Annotated in this window: 17 protein-coding genes and 1 pseudogene; 9 read left to right on the forward strand and 9 right to left on the reverse strand. The window is 69.2% G+C overall.

Features of this window, described 5'->3' with window-relative positions; all coding sequences use genetic code 11:
- Window positions 1-239: 239 nt before the first annotated feature.
- A complete protein-coding gene (locus tag ACFW9D_RS14165; protein ID WP_384621584.1) occupies window positions 240-1,172 on the forward strand; it encodes an LCP family protein in 933 nt (310 codons plus the stop codon).
- Window positions 1,173-1,430: 258 nt separating this feature from the next.
- On the opposite strand, the gene ACFW9D_RS14170 is transcribed toward ACFW9D_RS14165, so the two are convergent.
- The 3 genes from ACFW9D_RS14170 to ACFW9D_RS14180 form a co-directional block, all read right to left on the reverse strand.
- The gene (locus ACFW9D_RS14170; RefSeq protein WP_384621587.1) at window positions 1,431-2,402 is read right to left on the reverse strand and encodes a TIGR01777 family oxidoreductase; all 972 of its coding nucleotides are present in this window, start codon (window positions 2,400-2,402) and stop codon (window positions 1,431-1,433) included.
- A 318-nt stretch (window positions 2,403-2,720) separates the two neighbouring features.
- On the reverse strand, window positions 2,721-3,119 hold the full coding sequence (locus ACFW9D_RS14175; RefSeq protein WP_384621590.1) for a hypothetical protein: 399 nt from the start codon (window positions 3,117-3,119) through the stop codon (window positions 2,721-2,723).
- An 18-nt stretch (window positions 3,120-3,137) separates the two neighbouring features.
- Entirely contained in the window at window positions 3,138-3,575 is a 438-nt protein-coding gene (locus ACFW9D_RS14180; RefSeq protein ID WP_384621592.1) for a DUF4259 domain-containing protein, read from the reverse strand.
- 249 nt (window positions 3,576-3,824) lie between these two features.
- Here ACFW9D_RS14180 and ACFW9D_RS14185 point away from each other — a divergent pair, with 249 nt between their 5' ends.
- Window positions 3,825-4,436 (forward strand): GNAT family N-acetyltransferase, encoded by a 612-nt coding sequence (locus ACFW9D_RS14185; RefSeq protein ID WP_384621594.1) that lies wholly within the window; start codon window positions 3,825-3,827, stop codon window positions 4,434-4,436.
- A 746-nt stretch (window positions 4,437-5,182) separates the two neighbouring features.
- A complete protein-coding gene (locus ACFW9D_RS14190; RefSeq protein ID WP_384621597.1) occupies window positions 5,183-5,407 on the forward strand; it encodes a hypothetical protein in 225 nt (74 codons plus the stop codon).
- A 16-nt stretch (window positions 5,408-5,423) separates the two neighbouring features.
- On the opposite strand, the gene ACFW9D_RS14195 is transcribed toward ACFW9D_RS14190, so the two are convergent.
- On the reverse strand, window positions 5,424-5,945 hold the full coding sequence (locus ACFW9D_RS14195; RefSeq protein ID WP_384621727.1) for a hypothetical protein: 522 nt from the start codon (window positions 5,943-5,945) through the stop codon (window positions 5,424-5,426).
- A 464-nt stretch (window positions 5,946-6,409) separates the two neighbouring features.
- Between ACFW9D_RS14195 and ACFW9D_RS14200 the strand changes: the two genes are divergently transcribed.
- Window positions 6,410-7,132 (forward strand): metal-dependent hydrolase, encoded by a 723-nt coding sequence (locus ACFW9D_RS14200; protein WP_384621600.1) that lies wholly within the window; start codon window positions 6,410-6,412, stop codon window positions 7,130-7,132.
- On the forward strand, window positions 7,132-7,710 hold the full coding sequence (locus ACFW9D_RS14205) for a helix-turn-helix domain-containing protein (RefSeq protein WP_384621602.1): 579 nt from the start codon (window positions 7,132-7,134) through the stop codon (window positions 7,708-7,710). The genes ACFW9D_RS14200 and ACFW9D_RS14205 overlap by 1 nt, the downstream gene beginning before the upstream one ends.
- A 461-nt stretch (window positions 7,711-8,171) precedes the next feature.
- On the opposite strand, the gene ACFW9D_RS14210 is transcribed toward ACFW9D_RS14205, so the two are convergent.
- Together ACFW9D_RS14210 and ACFW9D_RS14215 are read right to left on the reverse strand one after the other, a co-directional pair.
- Complete coding sequence (locus ACFW9D_RS14210) at window positions 8,172-8,666, reverse strand: GNAT family N-acetyltransferase (RefSeq protein ID WP_384621606.1); 495 nt, start codon at window positions 8,664-8,666, stop codon at window positions 8,172-8,174.
- Window positions 8,667-9,121: 455 nt separating this feature from the next.
- Entirely contained in the window at window positions 9,122-9,706 is a 585-nt protein-coding gene (locus tag ACFW9D_RS14215; RefSeq protein WP_384621608.1) for a hypothetical protein, read from the reverse strand.
- A gap of 222 nt (window positions 9,707-9,928) precedes the next feature.
- Here ACFW9D_RS14215 and ACFW9D_RS14220 point away from each other — a divergent pair, with 222 nt between their 5' ends.
- Both ACFW9D_RS14220 and ACFW9D_RS14225 read left to right on the forward strand, forming a co-directional pair.
- Window positions 9,929-11,101: a glycosyltransferase gene (locus tag ACFW9D_RS14220; RefSeq protein ID WP_384621611.1), complete on the forward strand. Its 1,173-nt coding sequence runs from the start codon at window positions 9,929-9,931 to the stop codon at window positions 11,099-11,101.
- 112 nt (window positions 11,102-11,213) lie between these two features.
- A complete protein-coding gene (locus ACFW9D_RS14225; protein ID WP_384621614.1) occupies window positions 11,214-11,555 on the forward strand; it encodes a DUF5713 family protein in 342 nt (113 codons plus the stop codon).
- A gap of 25 nt (window positions 11,556-11,580) precedes the next feature.
- Here the strand turns inward: ACFW9D_RS14225 and ACFW9D_RS14230 are convergent, their stop codons facing one another.
- The 3 genes from ACFW9D_RS14230 to ACFW9D_RS14240 form a co-directional block, all read right to left on the reverse strand.
- On the reverse strand, window positions 11,581-12,456 hold the full coding sequence (locus ACFW9D_RS14230) for an IS5 family transposase (protein WP_384621616.1): 876 nt from the start codon (window positions 12,454-12,456) through the stop codon (window positions 11,581-11,583).
- A 418-nt stretch (window positions 12,457-12,874) separates the two neighbouring features.
- On the reverse strand, window positions 12,875-13,705 hold the full coding sequence (locus ACFW9D_RS14235) for a carbohydrate-binding protein (protein ID WP_384621619.1): 831 nt from the start codon (window positions 13,703-13,705) through the stop codon (window positions 12,875-12,877).
- Window positions 13,706-13,743: 38 nt separating this feature from the next.
- On the reverse strand, window positions 13,744-14,694 hold the full coding sequence (locus ACFW9D_RS14240; protein WP_384621622.1) for a helix-turn-helix domain-containing protein: 951 nt from the start codon (window positions 14,692-14,694) through the stop codon (window positions 13,744-13,746).
- An 80-nt stretch (window positions 14,695-14,774) separates the two neighbouring features.
- Here ACFW9D_RS14240 and ACFW9D_RS14245 point away from each other — a divergent pair, with 80 nt between their 5' ends.
- Window positions 14,775-15,695, forward strand: coding sequence for a LysR substrate-binding domain-containing protein (locus tag ACFW9D_RS14245; protein WP_384621625.1), 921 nt, complete (start codon window positions 14,775-14,777; stop codon window positions 15,693-15,695).
- A 102-nt stretch (window positions 15,696-15,797) separates the two neighbouring features.
- Window positions 15,798-16,215: pseudogene (locus ACFW9D_RS14250) on the forward strand (S1 family peptidase); the annotation flags it as partial.

Here is a 16,215-nt window from a genome sequence, read left to right on the forward strand (position 1 = left end):
CTCGGGCTTCAGCAAATACCTTATCCCCCGCCTCCACCGGTGCCCACGCCCCGACCCCCGCCGCGGCGCGCCGGCGCCGGCCGGGCGCCCCCCCCCGCCCGGGAGGAACACCGCCCGGGAGGAACACCGTGCCCCCTGCCACCCCACGCCACGCCCGGTCGGCACGTCACGCCGGCGTCACTCGACCTCGCATCCGCCGCCGCGTCCTGTGGGGCGTAGCGAGTCTCCTGTGCGGAGCTGTGACCCTCGGCCTCTGGGCGGCCTACCAGCGACTCGAAAGGAACCTCGCCACCACCGACATCGACGCCCGCCTCGGCTCCGACCGGCCTGCGCGCACCGCCGGCGAGGCCATGAACATCCTCGTCCTCGGCTCCGACAGCCGAGCCGGCGCCAACAGCGCATACGGCGCCCACATCAGCGGGGCCCGCTCCGACACGGCCATGCTGGTCCACGTCGCCGGCAACCGGAAGAGCGCCACCGTCGTCAGCATCCCTCGGGACACCGTCGTCCACCGACCGTCCTGCCCCCGCACCGACGGCGGCAACACGCCCGAGGAGGGGGCCGCCATGTTCAACACCGCCTACAGCGTCGGCGGCAGCGCTTGCACCGTCAAAACGGTGGAGCAGATGAGCCGTGTGCGGATCGACCACGTCATCGAGGTCGACTTCACGGGATTCAAGCGGCTGATCGACGCGATCGGCGGTGTCGACGTGACCACCGAGCAGGACATCCACGACCCCAGGAGCGGCCTCGACCTGACCGCGGGCACGCACACACTGCACGGCGAACAGGCACTCGCCCTGGTGCGCACCCGTTACGGAATCGGTGACGGGAGCGACCTGGGACGCATACGCCTGCAGCAGCGATTCCTCACCGCCCTGGTCGAACAGCTCCACTCCGACCGCCTGTTCAGCGACCCCGTGCGCCTGTACAAGACCGCTGACGCCGCCACATCGGCCCTCACCACCGACAAGAACCTCGGCTCAGTGCGCGCGCTGACACATCTCGCCCGGGACGTGAACCGCGTCGACCCGCACGCCGTCCGCTTCCGCACGCTGCCCGTCCGCCCCTATCCACGCGACCCCAACCGGGTGACAGCGGACCAACCCGCCGCAGACGCCCTCTGGAATGCCCTGCGTCAGGACAGAACACCGCCGCCCGACAGCGACTGATCCGAGCCTCGGGTGCGGACCATCCACAGCACGGCGGCCACGGGTTCCGGCCGGCGGCCAGCCGCCGGTACACAAGGCTGCGCCGGGACCCCGCGGGGCGCGACTCTTCGCCTGGCCTTCGCCAAGGAGGGCGGGGGTGTCGCACCCTCGCTGTATTCGGGGCCCAGTCGGTGCCCCGATGTCCAGGCCACAATCCGAGTTCGGCCCGCCGGGCTGTCGTGTTGCTTCCAGCAGCTACCCCCACCGTCCCGGATCCGTTCACCGACGACGTGGCACGGAACCTCGCCCGCCCCGTTCTCGCACCCGAAACACCAGCTCATCCGCAGCCTGCGGCCAATGGGCGTACTGAAAGTCGAAGCCTGCCTGGACCAATCGGCCCGGGACGACACGGCGGCTCTTCAGCAGCAGTTCGGTGTCGGTACGCAGAGCGAACGCGCCGAGCTCGGCCATCCACTTGGTCGCCGGGAGACCTACCGGCACACCCCACGCAGAGCGCAGAGCGCGCATGAATGCGCGCTGCGGCAGGGGATGCGAAGCTGCCAGGTTCACCGGCCCTGTGATGTCCTCCCGGTCGATCAGAAACTCCACCGCGCGCACGAAGTCGTGTTCGTGGATCCACGACACGTACTGTGCGCCACCGGCGACCGGGCCGCCGAGGCCCAGGCGGGCGAGTCCCAGCAGGACGGCGAAGACCCCGCCGGGGTCCGGGCTCATCACCATGGCCGAACGCAGAGCGACCTTGCGCGTGGCCGGCGTTTCCGCCTGCTGCTGAGCCTGCTCCCAGGCTTTGGCGATCTCGACGCTGTACGCCCAGTAGTTCGGCACGCACGGTTCGGTGCCGCCGATCACACCGGTGGCCTCGTCGTTCGGGGCGTCGAAGCGGTGCGAGTACACCGTCGCGGTGCTCATCTGCAGCCAGACGCGGGGCGGTCGGGCAGCGCCCGCGATCGCGGCGCCCACGACTCGGGTGGAGTCGACCCGGGAGTCCATCATCTCCTGCAGATTGGCCGCCGTGTATCGGCAACTCACGCTGCGTCCGGCCAGATTGATGACGACGTCGCTGCCGTCCACCTCCGCCGCCCACGGCCCCAGGGTCCGACCGTCCCACTGGACCTCGCCCTCGTGCCTGGCGTGTCGAGTGAGCACCACGACCTTGTGGCCGGCGTCGGCCAATGCGCGTTTCAGGACAGCGCCGACCTGTCCGGTGCCGCCCGGAATCACTATCTTCATCGGCTGCCCCTCTTTCCTCTCGGACCAGCCTAGACCAAGAGTTGAACACGTTCAAAACTAGGGGATGATCCGCCCTTTAAGCCCGCCCCACCGCGCGGCACAGGTACTGGACGTCGATGGGGAGCTGCGCTCTCCGGAGGCAACGCATCCCGTGCCGCCAGGGCTGCAGCCGGGATCCCCTTCGTTACTGGCCACATGGCCATCGCCCATGCCGGAACCACGGTTGCCCCCGGCCATGCGGACCGACAAACTCGCCCTCGCCCACCAGACCGCGCTCCACCTCGCCGCGATCCTCATCCGGGCACGGCGACAGCCCGCTCAACCATCGACCACCCAACATGCACCCGCAGGCCAGGAGCCCGTGCCAACGATGTGCTCCACGATCCTGAATGCCTCACGGATGGGGACGGTGTCCTCATCCGGATACTCGTCGCCCTGCCCGTTTGAGAGGATGAACCCGTCGCTCGCCCCCGTAGTTCCGGGGGCCACGGCATGCTCGCCGGGACCACCCTCACCTTCGAGCAGCACCACCATCGCTCGCTCGGTGTTCGTCACGAAGGCCAGCAACCGTCCGGACGAACTGGTCAGCCACGTCTCAAGCTGCCCGCTGTCGATCCTCGACCGAAGAGCCTCCACCACCCCCGCCGACGAAACAGAGGCAGGGCGGTCGTCGCTGATCACCCAAGACTCGATCACGAGCACACCGATCTCACGCACGGACCCAAATGACAGGCCCTAGGCATCGAACAGCGAGTCTTCCTGCAAGGTGGGCTCGGGTGCGAGGACGGCGCGAAGGCCGCTGATGGTCTGCCGCCACCTCGAGCCATCAGGTGTCTCGTCCCAGAGCTCGGCGAGCTCGGACTCCTCGGCAACCACACGGTCCAGCGCCTCGACAGCAAGTGGCTGAAGATCGGCGGCGAAGATCGGAAGGGTTTCGTCGGGCCCATAGCTTGTGCTGATCGGCTCACCACCCGGGCACTGTGCCGCGATCAGAGCGACGGCAGCTACGGCCTCTTCCCCTTCCGGCCCTTCGAGGTAGTCCCGGGTCTGAATGGTGCGGGTCAGGGTCGCCCGCACAAGAGCCTCGCGCTTGTCCTTTGCGGTCTCGTCCAGCGTGCAGGCGAAGTCCGCGGCCGTGTCATTCTCGAACGGGCCGATATCCCAAGTACCCATCGTGATCTCCTCGCGTCAAAGTGCGGAGATCATCGCATCGGCCACTGACAGCGGCGCGGTTATCGGGTGGCCGGCGCCCGTGCCACCCCACTCTCCGCCCTCGACGGACCATGCGTCGGTCAACTGCCCGAGCATCCAGGACTACTGAGCCAAGCGTCTGCAGCGACGAATGCTCCACGCTTGCGTCGATTTTGCATTAGTACAATCATTGGTTGCCTCTAGTGTAAACGCACCCCTAAAGTGTCGATCATGACAGCGAAGACGCCCACGCCCGTGACCCTGACCGGCACCCACGTCCGTCTCGAACCGCTGACGCGGGGCCATCTCAGCGATCTGTTTGCCGCCGGCGGCAACGACGACGAGGTGTGGCGGTGGCAGGGCGGCCCGACACCCACGACCGAGGCGGAACTCGGCACCAAACTCGACGACGTCCTCCACGACGAGCTCGTCGCCCTGCCGTTCGCTGTCGTGCTGCTGGAGACCGGCCGCGCAATCGGCTGGACCACCTACCTGGACGTCAGCGAGCAGGACGAGAGACTGGAGATCGGCTGGACCTGGTACGGACGGCGCCACTGGCGCTCAGCTGTGAACACCGAGTCCAAGCTGCTGCTGCTCACACACGCCTTCGAGGAACTGGGCATGGGACGGGTCCAGTGGAAGACGGACCACATGAACCATCGGTCGCGGACTGCTATCGCCCGCCTCGGGGCCCAGCCCGAAGGCATCCTGCGGCGACACCGGCAACGGCCGGACGGAACCTTCCGGGACAGCGTCTACTTCTCGATGCTCGCAGACGAGTGGCCGGCGGCCAAAGCCGGACTGCAATCGAAGCTGGCCAAGTACGCGGTGCCCAACGGCTGATCACGCCCGCCCTGCGCCGACCGGGAAGCCACCGCTTCCCCACTGGCATCCGCCACCCCGCAAACGGACAACCGGCACCGAGGCGCTCGCCCCGGCCCCGGATCTAGTGGTGGGCAACGACAACATGCCGGCCGGCCAGTCCGCCCCGTGATGTGCGCCGTCCAACAGGCTCAAGGTGATCCGCTCCGCCTGGCACATACCCTCCGGCCTCTCTCCCGTTCCGGGGCCGGTATCGGTGACCTGAGCTGGCTTGAACCTCGCTTACGTGATCGCCATGCGCTGGGCTTTCCTGATTCTTCGTCAGTAGTGGTTGCCACCATAGACAGTTCAGCGGGAGTTGCATCGGGGGGAGGCTGCATGCCTTGGGTCAGACCGTACGTACGGGCGGACGGGACGAAGGTCCGTGGGTACTCACGCTGGGCGGCGGGCGCGCGCCGGGAGATGGCGATATTCGTCGGTGCCGCTGTGGTCGTGGTGGGTGCCGGCAGCAGCATGGACGGCACGGCGTCACGGTCAGGCCCGGGCGCGGAGCACCCGAGGCCGAAGTCGACGGCGATCTATCCCGTGCACTTTCCCGGGTGGGAGGAGCCGAAGAAGCCGAAGCCGACGGTGTCGTACCCGATCCAGTTCTCGCCCCAGGAAGATGACCGGTAACACGGCGTCCTCATGCCCAGGCCTCTCCCGCGCCGCATCGACAACCAGCTCCCTCGGGAGTGATCCACAAGAAGCGACGATGTGGGAGGGCCTTGAGCAAAGTGCTGCCTGAGCTCGTCGGACGTGACACGTTCGACGATCTCGTCATCAGGAACGACTTCAGCGACGACGAGTTCTGGACTGCGGTGGTCGGGGAGCTTCACCGACCCCGGGGGCCCGACGGCGAGTTTCCCGCAAGGGTGCAGGTCCGCACGCGATACGACAAGCTCGCGGTCCCCTACGAGGCGACCGTGCTGGCAGCAACCACCAGCGGGTGATGGTGACCTTGGGACGTCACGTGGTGGGATCCACGTTCCATGCCGCGGGCAGATCGTTGCCGCAAAAGACACAGACGAAGTCGTCCTCACGGACGATACTGCGCTCCTGGCAGTCGGAGCATCGCCGGAACACCACCTCGTGGGTGAAGCCGGATGGCCGCCGGAGCTCTGCAGCGTCCAGGGCGCGGGCGACCTCCGTCCAGGAGGTGACGTCCGGGCAGTAGCCGGTGGAGTGATTGCTGACCTCGCTCACGGTCCACCGGTCTGCCTCGCGCATGAAGCTGATCTCACCAGCGCTCAGGACCGCATCTCCGCCGGCGCAGGCCACGTGCTCGCTCCGGCGCGGCGCCAGCCGAAGCACACCGTCCACGCCGACCACGAAGGTGAACGGTTCGGCCAGCTCCACCGCCGATTGCTCCACGATCCAGCCGTCGAAGTCAGCCGCCGAGCCGATACGACGCCCGCCCTCTCCAGGCCGGACCGCAGCCTTCAACTCGACCGGTCCGACATATCGATAGCTCCGACCCCGCCCAACCACGCCAGCCAACTTATAGGACTTCCGACACACGCCCCGGAGAGCCGGGCCTTCGCGGCTCCGGGTCGTGGTCGTCTCCACCCTGGAATCTCCTGGATGCCAGCCGTCGGACGTGGCAGCGGAGCAGGGCTCATGAGCATGTGGTCAAGAGCGTCAATGGCTCACCGCCACTCACCCCGCCACAGACGCGCCGGTGAGGGCCAGCATCACGAGACCATTCCGCCACCAATCCTCTCCGCCGGTCATGAGCGTTGAAGCTGATACACACACCGGGCATGCCCCATGCCACTGCCGCCATGATCGATCAACTCCCCCGGCCTTGATGCGTCAGGCGCCTGAGCCGTCCAACGCACGAGTCACGCAGCGAAGCCGATGTTCATCACGTACTCGTAGGCGCCGGGCCCGGAAAGGTCTGGCCGAGGGCGAGGGGTAATGTCGAGCGGCACTTCGTTCGTTATAGTGAACACATGGTTCATCCAATCGATACCGTTCGGGGAACTGTCCAGGTCGCCACGTACCTGGATGAAACGTATCTGGATCAGGCCGACACGCGGGTGATCGCCGTAGGTGACCGGGACCGTGCGCCGTGGGCTGCCGTCGAGCACTGCCTCTTCCACCCGCAGGGCGGCGGCCAGCCCGCCGACCGGGGCTGGCTGGCCGATGTGGAGGTCGTCCCGGTCCGGGACCGGGAGTCGGGGCTGGTCGTGGCGCTGGCGCCCGAGGGCGGCCAGTTGCCGATCCTCGCCGTGGGGCAAAAGGTGCGGGCACGGATCGACGTGCAGGCCCGGATGACGCACGCTGCACTGCACACGGCCGGGCACCTGGTCGAGGCGGCCGGACGCCTTCAGGGGTGGGTGATGCTCAGCAGCAACCACTTCCCCGGTCAGGCCCGCATCGAGTTCCATGCACCGCAGCCGGACGCCCGGCTGACCGACCCGGAAGGGCGCGAGGATGCCACCGCCGCTCTGCGGGACGCGGTGGCCGCCGCGATCGCCGACGATCTGCCCGTCCTCGCGCAGTACGAGGGCGAGGGGCGGCGCGTGGTGCACCTGGGCGCCCTGCACTGTGCGCCGTGCGGGGGCACCCATGTACGTAGCCTCGGCGATCTGGCCGAAGTGGTCCTGCCGACGCTGAAGGTGAAGAAGGGCCGTGTCCGCGTGTCCTACTCCGCCACCCACCGGAGCCACTGATGGCCGCGCCATCCGGCTCCGGCCGACAGCCGGTCAGCAGTACCGCGGCCGCGGTCGGCGCAAAGATCCGACTGCGCCGTCAGCAACGCGGAATGAGCGCCGCGGAGATGGCCCGGCGCGCCGGGCTGAGCAAGGCCACTCTGTCGCAACTGGAGGCGGGCAAAGGCAATCCGACGATCGACACCCTGGACGCGATCGCCGTCGCGCTGCGCATCCCGATCGCGGACCTGCTGGCGCGCGACGCCGACACCGGGCCGGTCTACCGGCCGGGCACGCCCGCCGAACCGGGCGAGGTCGCCCGGGAACTGCTGCGCCGTATCAGCAGTGGCAACAGTCTGGAGATCTGGCGGTTGCGCATCCCGCCCGAGACGGAGGTGACCGGCGTCCCCCACGCCACCGGCACGATCGAGCATCTGCTCATCGCCACCGGGTACGTGACCGCCGGACCGGTCGATGCCCCGCAGGACCTGGGCCCCGGCGACATGCTGGCCTTCGCCGGCGACGCCCCGCACTTCTACCGCACCGCCGCCGAGGCGGTGGACATCACCGTCGTCTTCGCCTCCCCCATCAGCACCTGAGCCAAGGCGCCCATGGTTGGCGACCGGGCAAAGCATGGTCTTCCAGCGCCAGGTATTCCGCTGCCGAGGCCGAACACACCTCGTGCGGACCGCCGCTGGGCCTGGACGCAGATCCTGGTCTTTGGCACGAGGACCCGGCGGCGGCCGAGAATGGCCCCGTCGGGCAGGCAAGCAGGCTGACGTCCGCCGGAACGACGCATGGCCAAGGCGGTGGCCGTCGACGGCAATCACGTCGCCTTCTACGGGGGCTACATCGCCCACCTGAAGAACCAGCGAACCCTGGGCCGCCACCTCGGCCGTCGCGAACACATGAGCGCCACGATCCAAGCCGTCGCCGGCCTGTCGTCTCACCAGCAGACCGCAGACCTGAACCAGCAACGGCAAACGGGAACACGGGCACACCGAAGTCCTCGACGTCTCACCGTTCGTCAGACGTCTCGGACAGTGGGGCTTGGCGACTCTCACTCAGCAGTGAGCTTCTTGACGAACCAATGGTCGGCCCGCCCATGGCCTTCATACGGTGCGGTTTCCTGGTAGCCGTGCCTGGCGTACAGGGTCCGGGCCTCGATCAGTTGGGTGTTGGTCTCGCACACGATCCGAGTTGCACCGAGCTTCACAGCCGTCTCCTCGACGGCCCGCAACAGACCTTTCCCGAGCCCCGTTCCACGTCCGGCCGGGCGCACGTACATCCGCTTGAGCTCGGCCGTCTCGGTGCCGTTCAGCATCTGCACTCCCGCGCACCCCAGAAACTCGCCCTCGTTGCTGCGTGCGACGAGGAAAGCGCCGCTGGGCGGGCCGAGATCGTCGTGGGGGTCATGCGCCAGCACGGTATCGAGCTCCACGCTGGTGACCGATCGTCCCATCACCCTTTGCCCCATCTCCGCGAAGTACTCCCGCATCACGTCGTCCACGTCCGCGTCCAGGACGGATCCGGCCTCGATGATCCAGTCAGACATGCACACCATGGTCCCCCTCAGGCCCACGGCCGTCCACGCTTTCGCCAGGCACCATCCAGGCGTTCCGGCCCGTTCGGGAACCGCGCCCAATCGAGTCGCAGCTGCACTCGCAGACCACGTGGCGCAGCCGAGCCCGTACTCGAGCGCGGTTCCACTGAGGAAGCCTCGACAGACCGTCGCCGGGCAAGGGCCGAACGCAGGCGGCGCTCGCCCGCGCACCAGGACCAACTCTGTTGGCGGCACCGCCCGTCGCAACAGTCTCGACAGCTCCTCCGGAACCAGCCGCTCCATGCGACCTGCCAGACGGGCCCGGGGCTCGCGCAGTTGAAGAAGGGAATGCAGGGCGCGTACTGGGCTCCCCTCCCCCGTCGCCTCCTCGCTTCTTGATGGTGAGGTGGATGGACCGTTCGTCGACGAGTTCCGGGCCGTGATGATCTGGCAGTCGAGGAGCAGGTTCAGAGATTGGGTTGGGTGCTGGGGTTGCGTGGGGTGGCATCGTCGTCGGCCTGGACGTGTTGCGAGAGAGCCGTCAGCCAGGCCCGGTTCTCTTCGGTGTTGGTTTCTCTGAACATCCTGCCGGTCTCGATGGCATGCGTGATGGCATGTGCGAAGGCCCTGATGATGCCTTCGGCGACGAGAAGGATGACGGCGGCGGAGGCGACATAGAACGAAAGTCGGGCGAGGCCCGGGTCGGGTTGGGGTTTGGCGACAGCCATCCATTTCAGGATGTCGACCTGGGTGACGATGAGGAAGACGCAGACCGCCATCCACGGCATGACGAAGAAGTTCGCCTTCAGGGTCCGCCAGACGAGGATGCGCGGCTGGACGACCGTGTCGACGACGAGCTGCAGGTCGTCGGGATCGGGCTGGTTGCCGTCTCTGATGGCTGCGACGGAGCGCGCTCGAGCTTCGGCGACGGCACGCGCTGCGTCGGTGTACACGTTGGTCCACTTGCGGACGAGGTTGTAAGTGTGGACGGTTCCGGCTGCGAGCGATCCGAGGATGATGGCGCTGACCAGCGTGGCGTAGTCGGTGCTCATGGCCCACTTCATGCGTCCCCCAGAGTGTTCGGTGGTCAGCGAATGTACTGCTTTGGGGCTGTCGCTGGGGGGCTCCGGGCTCTGGAGAGAAGCGCCGATCCGGCCTCGCTTCCGACGACCACCAAGCGCCAGGCGGGACCGGATTACGGGGGCTGCTATCGTCCGCCCTGTTCCGCTCGCCAGGGGCTGCGAGGCCCCTCTGCACCGCCCGATTGTGAGCCCATGGACCACGACTCGACACGCGCACTCCGGCTGATCGTCACGGGCGGAGGGACTGGCGGGCACACCTACCCGGCGCTGACCGCCGTGCGAACGCTGCGGGCACGCCTGGCCATGTCCGGCCGCTCCCTGGAGGTTCTGTGGGTTGGCGCGGCCGACAGCCTCGAGTCTCGCGTGGCAGCCGAGGAGGGCATCGCCTTCACGTCGGTTGCGGTCGGCAAGATCCGGCGCTCCAGTAATCCTCTGAAGACGGCGTCGCCTGCGAACGTGCGGGACATGAGCCGGGTGCCGTTGGGAGTGCTGCAGGCGCGAAAGGTCATCTCGCGCTTCGCGCCGGATGTCGTGCTCGCGACCGGTGGATACGTCGCCGTTCCTGTCGGTGTCGCGGCAACACGCCTGTGCCACAAGCCACTGGTGGTGCATGAGCAGACGGTGCGGCTGGGGCTGGCGAACAAGACGCTCGCGTCGGCGGCGACGGGGGTGGCCGTCTCGTCCGAGTCGACGCTGGATCTGCTGCCGGAACCGGTCCGCGCGGCCGCGGTGGTGACGGGCAATCCGGTCCGACCGGAGGTGCTCTCGGGGCAGGCCGACAAGGTCGTCGAGGCGCTCGGGCTGACCGGGTTCGACCGGCGGCTGCCCACCGTGTACGTCACCGGCGGCGCCCAGGGCTCGCAACAGATCAACGAACTGGTCGCGTCCCTGCAACCGTGGCTTCTTGAGCGGGCCAACGTCATCCACCAGTGCGGCCCCGACCACGTGGAGACCCTGCGCCGGCAGGCGGCCTCCCTTCCCCCAGCTCTGGCAGCGCGTCATCATCTGACCGCGTACGTCGGCCCCGAGCTGCCCGACGTGCTCGCGCTCGCGGACGTGGTGATCTCGCGCAGCGGTGCCGGCACGATCGCCGAACTGACCGCCCTGGGCAAGGCGTCGGTCCTGGTGCCGCTCGCGACGTCGGCCGGTAATGAGCAGGCCCACAACGCGCAGCACCTAGAGCGGGCCGGTGCCGCGTTCGCGCTGGTGGGTGAGGTGACCGGTGACCGGCTGCGGGACACGGTGGGCCCAATGCTTGCCGATCCGGCGCGGCGCACGGAGATGGCCGCGCGTGCGAAGGCTCACGGCCGGCCCGATGCCGCCGAGCGGCTGGTGGATCTGTTGCTGTCCGTCGCCGAGCGCTAGGGCCTGTTGTGAAAGTCCTGGTCGCGTGAGGTTCGGCGTCCATGGGGGCGTCGTTGTCAGTGGTGCTGTGCATGATCGGCCCGTCAGCTTTTCGCGGAGGTAGGGAAGTGCCATGTCGATCACAAACCAGCAGGTAGCGGGCCATGCGTTCCTGCGGCAGATGTACGACGACTCGTACTTCCCTGATCACGTGGTCGACCGGGGGAAGGCGATCCTGCTGCGGCTGTGCGAGCGCATCGAGGCCGAGCGACCGTCGGACATGGAGAGCTTGTATGCCCTCACCCAGGCTGCGACGGAGGAGTTCAACCTGCTGGACAGCGAGTTCGTGGCGGCCGGAAGCGGGATCGAGACGGTGGCGCGGGAGTGGATCTGTGACGAGTTCTGCTTCGTCGCGTCGGCATACGAGTTCACGGAAGCGGACGCGGAGGAGCTGACCGCCGACCGGGACTGGTGAACCAGGGCAGGAGATCTACCTCCGGTCAAAGCCACTCATTGATGGCCGCGACGAGCACAGTCGCCTCGTAGCGGACGGCGAGCTTGTCATACCGGGTGGCGACGGCGCGGTGTCTCTTGAGGCGGTTGATTCCGCACTCGACCGCGTGGCGCGCGCGGTAGTCGGCAGGGTCGAAGCACGGCGGCCGACCGCCGCGGGTGCCGCGCTTCAGGCGGTTGCGCGCCTGGTCGGCCTTGTCCGGGATGGTGCAGCGAATTCCGCGGCGGCGCAGGTAGGCGCGGTTTCTGCGGGAGGCGTACGCCTTGTCTGCCCGCACCCGGTCGGGGTGGACGCGTGGCCGGCCCGGTCCGATGCGGGGCACGCGGACCTTCTCCAGCACCGGTTCGAACTGCGGCGAGTCCCCCCGCTGCCCCGCCGTCACCACGATTGACATCGGCTTTTGCCCCTGCTCAACAGCCAGGTGCAGCTTGGTGGTGAACCCACCGCGTGAACGTCCCAGCGTGTGGTCACCAGGCTCGGCGAACACACCACCTGGCGGTTCTTTCTGCAGATCACCCCGCTTGCGGGCCCCGGCCGCGTGCTGGTGGGCGCGGCAGACCGTGGAGTCGACGCTCAGATCCCACGTGATCGCACCCTTCGCGTCGGCCAGGGTTTGGAGGCGGGTGAGGATCCGGTGCCCGGTGCCGTTCCGTTGCCATCGGCGGAACAGGTCGTAGATTCGGCCCCACGGCCCGTACTCGACGGGGATGTCCCGCCACGGCACACCGGTTCGGACACGGAACCGCATGCCGTCGATCAGCCGCCGCCGAGGCCAGAACGGCGGCCTCCCCGCCTTCGTGCCCTTCGGCAACAGCGGCTCCAGCGCCGCCCACTGTTCGTCCGTGAGATCTCCCCGACCCATGAATCTTGATCATTCACAGCCCAAGATCCACTTTCGATACACGGCCTAGGGCAGGTGGCCTGCGGCTGCGTCGTCGACGGTCCGAACGCAGGCCGTGACGCCTCGAGAGGCTTACCCATGGGGTCGGCGACGTCTGTGCCGTCAAGGTGGAGGCGCCTCTTGTCTGCGTTGTCGGGGCTGCGGATGGCGGGCAGTTGGTCGCGGACCGAGGCGGTCCTGGCCAGGACGACGAGGTCCGCCCCGTCGACCGGCGTCCGGTCGACCTGGGCGGGCTGGTGTGCGGTGAGGCCAGGGACGCGAGCCGCCGCGGTCCGGATCATGTGTGAGGTGGGCAGTGCCACCCACCCTTGTGTCGATCAGCCCAGCAGCCTGTACGTGCAAGCTCTCAGGAGCTTTCGCCGCGAGGACGGCCGCGAGGTCAGGCGAGCTGCCACAGCGCCGGAGCGTTCGGCGGTTCCCAGCCGGGCTGGGCCGTGTGTCCCTGCAGGCAGCGGTAGGTTCGGCCGCCGTAGGTGACCGTCGCGCCGGTCCCGTAGGCCGTTCCCACGGCCCAGGTGCCGCCGGTCGGTGGGTCGCTGGGGTCGCCGCCGGGGTCCTGGGGCACGTCGAGGACGAAGTCGAACGATGCCTCGCGGCCGCCTCCCCCGTCGCGCACCGCCATCAGCAGGCGTGGGTCGTAGATCGAGTCGGTGTTGTTGCGGGGCTCGTTCGGGAAGTACAGCTGCGTGGTGAGGACCGGGCGGCCCGGCGCCTGAACCTTCACGTGGAGGTGCCGGGTGCGTCCGGGGTAGAGGCCGGGCACGATCGTGGTCAGGGTGAAGGTGCCGTTCGAGGCCGTGTACTGGTGGCCGCGGAAGCGGAAGCCGGTGTTGTCGTAGGCGCCGTTCGTGTCCGCCTGCCAGAAGTCCATCAGCGCGCCCGATATCGGGCGGCAGGCCAGGCCGAAGACGTATCCGGTGAGCGTGAGCCGCGTGCCGGGCGTCCCGGCTTCCAGCAGGCTCGTGCGCTGCGGGGAGTTCGGCTTGAAGTACGGGCCCTCGATCTGGCTCGGCGTCGGGTCATCGCCGTCGTCGCAGGCCGGTGTCACCTCGACCGGGGTGCCGGTTTCGGCGAAAGTGCGGGCCAGGGCGGGGGCGCTCGTCATGGCCAGGGGCACGGCGGCGCCGGCCGCGAGGGCCGCGCGCAGCACCGTCTTGCGGCTGACGAGCGGGGTGCGCGAAGGGTCCGGTGAGTTCGTCTGGCTGTCCATACCTGCTCCTTGTGGGGGCTGTCGGATCGCCAACGAACCTAGGGACGCCGCCGCGGTGCTTCGAGGGACTGGTGGTGGTGACTGTGGTGTTTTCGGAAGGCGCCGGGGCTCGATCCGGTCTCGCGGCGGAAGAAGCGGCTGAAGTAGGCGGGGTCGGCGAACCCGGTGCGGTCGGCGATCTGTCGTACCGAGAGCCCGGTGTGTGCGAGCAGCCGCTGTGCCTGCTGGGCGCGGGCCTCGATGAGGAGGCGTCCGGGGCTACGGCCGGTCGCCGCCCTTATGGCCTCGGTGAGGTAGCCGGGGGTGACGCCGAGGCGGCGGGCGCACTCCCGGACGATCCAGTCCCGCTCGGTGGACGCGGGCGCCTCGCGCCGGTCGGCGAGCAGCCGGGCGAACGCCTCGGCGACCGCACCCATCCGCCCCTCCGCACGGTGGGGCCCTGTGCCGCGCTCCGGCAGACGGTCCGCGCGGGTCACCAGGACGTGCAGCAGGGAGCGGAGCACACTCTCGTAGCCGGGGCTGCGCTCGCTGTGCTCCTGGACCAGCTCGTCCGCCAACAGGCCGATGCGCGCGTTCTGTTCGGCGTCCAGGCTGAACCAGGACCGCTCTGCGAGGCGCCGCAGGACGGCCCGGTCGCCGGGGTGGTCGACCAGGAAGTCCTCGGTGAACAGTACGAGGGTGCCCTTGAGGTTCCGGTCGGCCTCCCAGTGGTGGACCTGGCCGGGGCAGATCACGGCGAGGTGCGGGGGGTTCAGCGTCCAGCGCGCGAGGTCGATCACATGGGTGCCGGTGCCTGCGGTGACGTGGACGATCTCGTAGAAGGTGTGCCGGTGCGGTCCGCGGTCCATGGCCAGCGGCCCCAGCGCGTCGAAGCCGCCCGCCGCGAAGGGCGTGGCACCGGGGCCGGCCGTCTCCAGCCGGTGCAGGGGTACGTCTCCGGGATGCGGAGGGGCGCACGGTGTTCCAGGTGAGACAGTCGTCCTGAACATAGGCCCATCGTCCCGCTGCGGTTGCAATTGGTCCATACCAGCCTCTTGTTCCTGTCCCGTTCGCCCCGCAAGCTCACTGCATGGAGCTGGAGTTGCGGCATCTGAAGACCATCCGGACGATCGCCGACGCGGGAAGTCTCACCCGGGCGGCCACCACGCTCGGGCTCGCCCAGCCGGCGCTGAGCGCACAGCTCAGACGGATCGAACGAGCCCTGGGCGGCGCCCTGTTCGAGCGGGGACGGTACGGCGTGCGGGCCACGGCCCTCGGCGAGCTGGTCCTCGAGCGCACCCGGGTCGTGCTGCCCGCCGTCGCCGAACTCCAGCGGGAGGCGAGCCGGTTCGCCCGGGCCCGCCAGGAGCCGGAGCGGCTGCGGCTCGGCGGCACTCACGGCCCGCTGCTCGGCGCGCTGCTCGAGCGGCTCACGGACATCGCGCCCGGCGCCGCCGTCACCACCAGCGCCTCCTGGTCCGAGCGCGAGCTGGCCGGTCAACTGGCCGACGGGCGGCTGGACTTCGCCCTGTCGGGCACCTGCGGATCGGCCACCCCGCCCGGCCCCGAGCAGCTCGTGTGGCGGGAGATCGCCGTGGACCCGGTCCTCGTGATGCTCGCCGACGACCACCCGCTGGCCGGCTCCGGTGAGATCGACCTGGCGGCGCTCGCCGACCAGGAGTGGGCCTGCGTCCCCGGTGACGGCTGCTTCGCCGACTGCTTCACCGCCGCCTGCGCCCGCGCCGGATTCAGCCCGCGCCGGATGTACGAGACGGACACGGCGTCCTGCGTCCATCTGGTGCGGGTCGGCCGGACGGTCGGCCTCTGCCGGGCCTCGTTCCCGGCCACGCCCGGCATCTCCCTGCGCCCGGTCACCGGAACGCCCCTGGTCTGGCGCCATCTGCTCGGCTGGCACGCGACGGCCCAGCGGCCCGACCTGGCGGCGCAGGTCCTGGATCAGGCCCGCAGCGCGCACGCGGGTCTGATCGGCCCGGAACAGCGCGTTCCATAACACCGGGGCAGGGGGTCGGCTGACGTCTTATGCCGCCGGCCCGGCGCTCCTACGGTTTGGGCACTCCCCGCACTTCCCCGAACCTTCCGAGGAGACCACCCCATGCTCCAACGACTCCGCAGACCCGCCCGCACCCTGTGTACGGGGGCCGTGGCCGCCGGTGCGCTGTTCGTGGCCGGGCTCAGCGGCTCCGCGAACGCGACCGCCGACCCGGCGTCACACCGTGCGCCGTCCGCGGCGCAGACCATGAGGACCGCCGAGGCCTCGCCCGCAGTTATCCACGCCATGCAGCGGGACCTCGGCATCAGCGAGAAGCAGGCGTACGCCCGGCTGGCCAACGAGGCCGAGGCGGGCGCCACCGCCGGGCGGCTGCGCCTCACGCTCGGCAAGGACTTCGCGGGCGCCTGGGTGCGCGGCGCGGATTCGGGCACCCTGACCGTGGCGACGACCGACGCCAAGGACGTCGCGGCGATCGAGGCACGCGGCGCCACCGCGGCCGTGGTCGGCCACTCCCTGGCCG

The organism is Streptomyces sp. NPDC059524 (assembly GCF_042749255.1).
Classification (GTDB): Bacteria; Actinomycetota; Actinomycetes; order Streptomycetales; family Streptomycetaceae; genus Streptomyces; species Streptomyces xanthii.

Coding starts and splice junctions, on each gene's coding strand:
- ACFW9D_RS14235 (WP_384621619.1), bottom strand. CDS start 13,705: ATGGACAGCCAGACGAACTCACCGGACCCTTCGCGCACCCCGCTCGTC.
- ACFW9D_RS14245 (WP_384621625.1), top strand. CDS start 14,775: ATGGAGCTGGAGTTGCGGCATCTGAAGACCATCCGGACGATCGCCGAC.
- ACFW9D_RS14180 (WP_384621592.1), bottom strand. CDS start 3,575: ATGGGTACTTGGGATATCGGCCCGTTCGAGAATGACACGGCCGCGGAC.
- ACFW9D_RS14200 (WP_384621600.1), top strand. CDS start 6,410: ATGGTTCATCCAATCGATACCGTTCGGGGAACTGTCCAGGTCGCCACG.
- ACFW9D_RS14185 (WP_384621594.1), top strand. CDS start 3,825: ATGACAGCGAAGACGCCCACGCCCGTGACCCTGACCGGCACCCACGTC.
- ACFW9D_RS14170 (WP_384621587.1), bottom strand. CDS start 2,402: ATGAAGATAGTGATTCCGGGCGGCACCGGACAGGTCGGCGCTGTCCTG.
- ACFW9D_RS14210 (WP_384621606.1), bottom strand. CDS start 8,666: ATGTCTGACTGGATCATCGAGGCCGGATCCGTCCTGGACGCGGACGTG.
- ACFW9D_RS14215 (WP_384621608.1), bottom strand. CDS start 9,706: ATGAGCACCGACTACGCCACGCTGGTCAGCGCCATCATCCTCGGATCG.
- ACFW9D_RS14220 (WP_384621611.1), top strand. CDS start 9,929: ATGGACCACGACTCGACACGCGCACTCCGGCTGATCGTCACGGGCGGA.
- ACFW9D_RS14230 (WP_384621616.1), bottom strand. CDS start 12,456: ATGGGTCGGGGAGATCTCACGGACGAACAGTGGGCGGCGCTGGAGCCG.
- ACFW9D_RS14240 (WP_384621622.1), bottom strand. CDS start 14,694: ATGTTCAGGACGACTGTCTCACCTGGAACACCGTGCGCCCCTCCGCAT.
- ACFW9D_RS14205 (WP_384621602.1), top strand. CDS start 7,132: ATGGCCGCGCCATCCGGCTCCGGCCGACAGCCGGTCAGCAGTACCGCG.
- ACFW9D_RS14225 (WP_384621614.1), top strand. CDS start 11,214: ATGTCGATCACAAACCAGCAGGTAGCGGGCCATGCGTTCCTGCGGCAG.